Annotated in this window: 6 protein-coding genes; 1 reads left to right on the top strand and 5 read right to left on the bottom strand. The window is 43.8% G+C overall.

The features are described 5' to 3' along the window. Positions 1-218: 218 nt before the first annotated feature. The 5 genes from Q0614_RS12335 to Q0614_RS12315 form a co-directional block, all read right to left on the bottom strand. Positions 219-656 (bottom strand): hypothetical protein, encoded by a 438-nt coding sequence (locus Q0614_RS12335; protein ID WP_297881919.1) that lies wholly within the window; start codon positions 654-656, stop codon positions 219-221. Positions 657-666: 10 nt separating this feature from the next. After that, positions 667-1,002 carry a type II secretion system protein gene (locus Q0614_RS12330; protein ID WP_298789047.1) on the bottom strand — a complete coding sequence of 112 codons (336 nt, stop codon included), beginning with the start codon at positions 1,000-1,002 and terminating at the stop codon, positions 667-669. Positions 1,003-1,022: 20 nt separating this feature from the next. Further along, positions 1,023-2,120: a peptide chain release factor 2 gene (gene prfB / locus Q0614_RS12325; RefSeq protein ID WP_298789046.1), complete on the bottom strand. Its 1,098-nt coding sequence runs from the start codon at positions 2,118-2,120 to the stop codon at positions 1,023-1,025. Between the two features lie 58 nt (positions 2,121-2,178). Beyond that, the gene (locus Q0614_RS12320) at positions 2,179-2,415 is read right to left on the bottom strand and encodes a hypothetical protein (RefSeq protein WP_297895620.1); all 237 of its coding nucleotides are present in this window, start codon (positions 2,413-2,415) and stop codon (positions 2,179-2,181) included. Between the two features lie 259 nt (positions 2,416-2,674). After that, a complete protein-coding gene (locus Q0614_RS12315) occupies positions 2,675-2,974 on the bottom strand; it encodes a DUF883 domain-containing protein (RefSeq protein ID WP_297881913.1) in 300 nt (99 codons plus the stop codon). 165 nt (positions 2,975-3,139) lie between these two features. Between Q0614_RS12315 and panC the strand changes: the two genes are divergently transcribed. Then, positions 3,140-3,807, top strand: a 668-nt coding sequence (panC, locus tag Q0614_RS12310) for a pantoate--beta-alanine ligase (RefSeq protein ID WP_298789044.1), incomplete at its 3' end; no start/stop codon positions are given.

Genomic DNA, 3,807 nt, shown 5'->3' with positions numbered 1-3,807 from the left:
GATTTTCAACAAAAAGATAGAATTTAGGAAATTTAAATTTTAAAGGAGTATGTTATGGAACAAATCGAAAAAGCAAGGAAAATTTTAGCTATTGCGGCTAGATAATAGAATTTCACGCATCAAATTCCATCCCACGATACGGCGGAATGGAATTTGAAAGCAGCTAATTCGTAGCGAGTAAATCTAAAATAGAATTTTAAAATTTAAATCCCAAAGCCTTAGCCGTTATATCCTAAGCGGCGCATATTTGCGCACGCGTCCTTGTAGCCGTAATAGCACGAGATGCGGTATAGATCAATGGCGTTGAATTTATTCTGCTCCACGCCCTCGCCTTTTTCAAACATCGCTGCGAGCTTCTGGCAAGCAGGGAAGTTTTGGGAGAGCGTGCACGCGGCGTTGTAGGCGTTAGCGGCAGAAGCGTAGTCGCGCTTGGAATACATAGAATCTGCGAAATTTAAGCACATTGCGCCATTGCCGTTTTTGCATGCATCGCTTTGCACGACGCCGCCTTGTAGGTTCATCGCACGGATACCGTCTTGAACGTCGGCGAAAGAATATTTGCCGCTCTTTGGCGCATCGACTGCGCTTTTTGGTGCGTTGCTAACGCAGCCTGCTAAAAATACCCCGGCGGCGATCAAAGCTAGAATTTTTTTCATATTTTGCTCCTTAATTTTTTGAAATTTGGCGACCCAAAACGTAATAGGTCTCTTTGCCCGCGACTTTTTGTAGCTTGAGCTTAAATTTTTCCGACCAAGCGCTGATGATCTGCTCCACAGCGATCTTGCGCTCCTCGTTCGTAGCGTCGTTTTTGATCTTAAAATACGGGTTTGAATTCGACATCGCCACGTGCGCACCGTAAATTTTAAGCTTATCGTTCAGCCCCACGATGCGATCAAGCTCATTATCCTCAAAATCGCACTTCGATAAAATTCCTCGCAGCTGCGCGACCGTCGCGTCGTTTACGCTATATCCTAGCGCTAGCAAAATTCCATCTTCACTCATTCTCATCCTTTCAAAAAAATTTATTTGTTCGCTTGTGAAATCAAAACGCCTTCGATTATGCTTTTTATATCGCCGTCTAAAATCGCATCGGTTTGGCTATACGCCTCGCCGCTGCGGTTATCCTTAACCTGTTGATACGGGAAAAGTACGTAGGAGCGGATCTGATGCCCCCAGCCTATCTCGCTTTTAGGCACGTTTTCGTCCTTTTCGCGCTGTTTCATCAGCTCAAGCTCGTAAAGGCGCGACTTTAGCACCTTCATCGCCGTTTCTTTGTTTTTGTGCTGACTTCTGTCGTTTTGGCAGTTTACTACGATACCCGTTGGGATGTGCGTGATACGCACGGCGCTTTCGGTTTTATTGATATGTTGCCCGCCTGCGCCGCTTGCGCGAAACACATCGACGCGAATATCCTTCTCTTCGATATTTATCTCGATATCATCATTTAGCTCCGGGCTTACCATCACGCTCGAAAAGCTCGTATGTCTGCGCCCCGCACTATCGAATGGACTTACGCGCACCAGGCGATGGATGCCGTTTTCGGCTTTCAGATATCCGTAGGCGTTCTCGCCGCGCACGATGAAGCTGACATCCTTAAGACCTGCTTCCTCGCCCTCTTGAAAGTCCAAAACCTCGATCTTAAAGCCCTCTCGCTCGCAAAAGCGCAGATACATGCGGTATAGCATACTCGCCCAGTCGTTGCTCTCCGTACCGCCCGCGCCCGGATGAATGCTGACGATAGCATTTTTATCGTCGTTTTCGCCGCTAAGCATCATAGAAATTTCTAAATTTATGATCTTGTCCTCTAGCTCGTCCGCCTCGGCAAAAAGCGAGTTTATCGTCTCTTCGTCGTTTTCCGAGTTTGCCAGCTCATATAGAGCTTTTGCGTCGTCTACGGCATTTTTAACGTTTAGAAATTTATTTAAGATATTTGAAATTTTAGTTTTTTCCTTGCCGATGGCACCTGCTTTTGCGACGTCCTGCCAGAGATTTTGATCATTTTCAAGCTCCTCGATCTCTTTTAGACGCGCTTTAATATTCTCCGGTTTTACGACGCCTGCAATATTTTCGACTTTAGTATTTAGGGTTTTTAAAAGTTCCGTGTATTCGTAATTATCCAAAATTTAAGACCTTTTTATGCTTTTGGCGTGATTATAACATATTTTGGATTAAGGTTGTTTATAAAATTTTATTTAAGGCGGGCATTATTAAGCATTTATCTATTAGGGATATCAAAACCTGCTTAATATTTCCGTGATTAATCAGTTTAAGCTCCGTCGAGAGATCGGGCAAAGGGTCGTTCAGTAGCAGTTTTAGCTTTGCTTCTTCTAGCTTCAACTTTTTGCAATCGGCTTTTTTGTCTTCAAGCATAGACACCACTAGTCTTAGCTTCTCTTTTGTCATTTCGCTTTGCACGAAAGTACCTTATACACGATAATGGAACATAAAAAAGCCGCAATGGAGCAGGCAAAATACGCCCAAATTTCTCCGATAGTTTTTTCAAGAAGCGCGTACAGCCCTAGCAAAAAGAAAACTAAGCCTATAATGCAAATTACGCCCGTAATTATGTTTAGTAAAACCGAGTTGGCGCTCTTTAAAAAAGAGCGCCTAATATCGCTAGCTTGAGCGTCTACGAGCTCTACTACCGAAACTATAAATTCAGATATGCCGGCCATTATTTTTTCAGCAACCAAGCGAGCAAAAACCCGACGCCCGCAGCGATAGCAACGCTTTTTATCGGGTCTTGTTTTATCGTGTCATTTACGCTTTCTATGCCGTCTTTGCCTTTAAGCCTTAGATCATCTATATACTTTTTGATCTCATTGCTATTTAGCTGATCTAGAATTTTATCTTTGGCAGACTCCGCACGCTCTGCACCTATGTTTTTGATGGACTTCATAATCTCTTTAAAATCCGCTTTTAAAGAGTCGATATCCTTTTTCAAAGACTCCAAATTTGTCTCTTGAGTAGCCATTTTCGCTCCTTTTGAAGTTTATTTTAGAGCTAAAGCTCGTGGTAGATTTTAGTACTTATTGATTAACGCTCGCTAAATAGACCACCCTTTTGCGCTTAATTTATACCTTTAATATTTTTTGATATAATTGCCAGCCTTAATATTTTATATTGAAAAGAGAGAACAATGCAGATCATTAGAAGCGTAGAGGAGCTAAAAAGCTTCAGAGCATCAGCAAGCGGCAGCGTGGGCTTCGTGCCTACGATGGGGGCTTTGCACGCGGGGCATGCAAGCCTCATAAAAAGAGCGCGAAACGAAAACGACATCGTAATCGTCTCTGCATTCCTCAATCCGGCACAGTTTTTGCCCGGTGAGGATCTAAATAGCTACCCTAAAAACGAAGCGGGCGATATTAAAATTTGTGAAAGCCTCGATGTGAACGCGCTTTTTATCCCGACCGCGGATGAAATTTACGGCACGGAGGAGCCAGCGATCATAGCACCTAAGCCGATAAGTGAAATTTTGGAAGGCAAAACGCGCCCCGGGCACTTCGACGGCGTACTTAAGGTGCTAAATAAGCTTTTTAATCTAACTCGTCCTAGCAACGTTTATATGGGTAAAAAGGACACCCAGCAGCTTTTCATCGTGCAGAAGATGGTAAAGAGCTTTTTTATGCCTATAAATATCATTCCTTGTGAAATCGTGCGCGAGAGCGACGGCTTGGCGCTTAGCTCGCGCAACGCCTATTTGGACGAGGAGGGCAAGCTTATGGCGCTTAAGCTTTCGCGCTCCTTGCTAAATGCCAGCTCGCTTATTAAAAAAGGTGAGATCAGCCTAAATATCATCCGCGAAAA

The organism is uncultured Campylobacter sp. (assembly GCF_937997595.1).
Classification (GTDB): Bacteria; Campylobacterota; Campylobacteria; order Campylobacterales; family Campylobacteraceae; genus Campylobacter_B.
Note: the sequence above shows the minus strand (reverse complement) of the source record. Positions and strands in the feature narration are given on the sequence as shown.

What these genes read in the sequence shown, in the direction of transcription:
- Q0614_RS12335 (WP_297881919.1), bottom strand. Translation starts at nt 656, where the DNA reads ATGAAAAAAATTCTAGCTTTGATCGCCGCCGGGGTATTTTTAGCAGGC.
- Q0614_RS12315 (WP_297881913.1), bottom strand. Translation starts at nt 2,974, where the DNA reads ATGGCTACTCAAGAGACAAATTTGGAGTCTTTGAAAAAGGATATCGAC.
- Q0614_RS12330 (WP_298789047.1), bottom strand. Translation starts at nt 1,002, where the DNA reads ATGAGTGAAGATGGAATTTTGCTAGCGCTAGGATATAGCGTAAACGAC.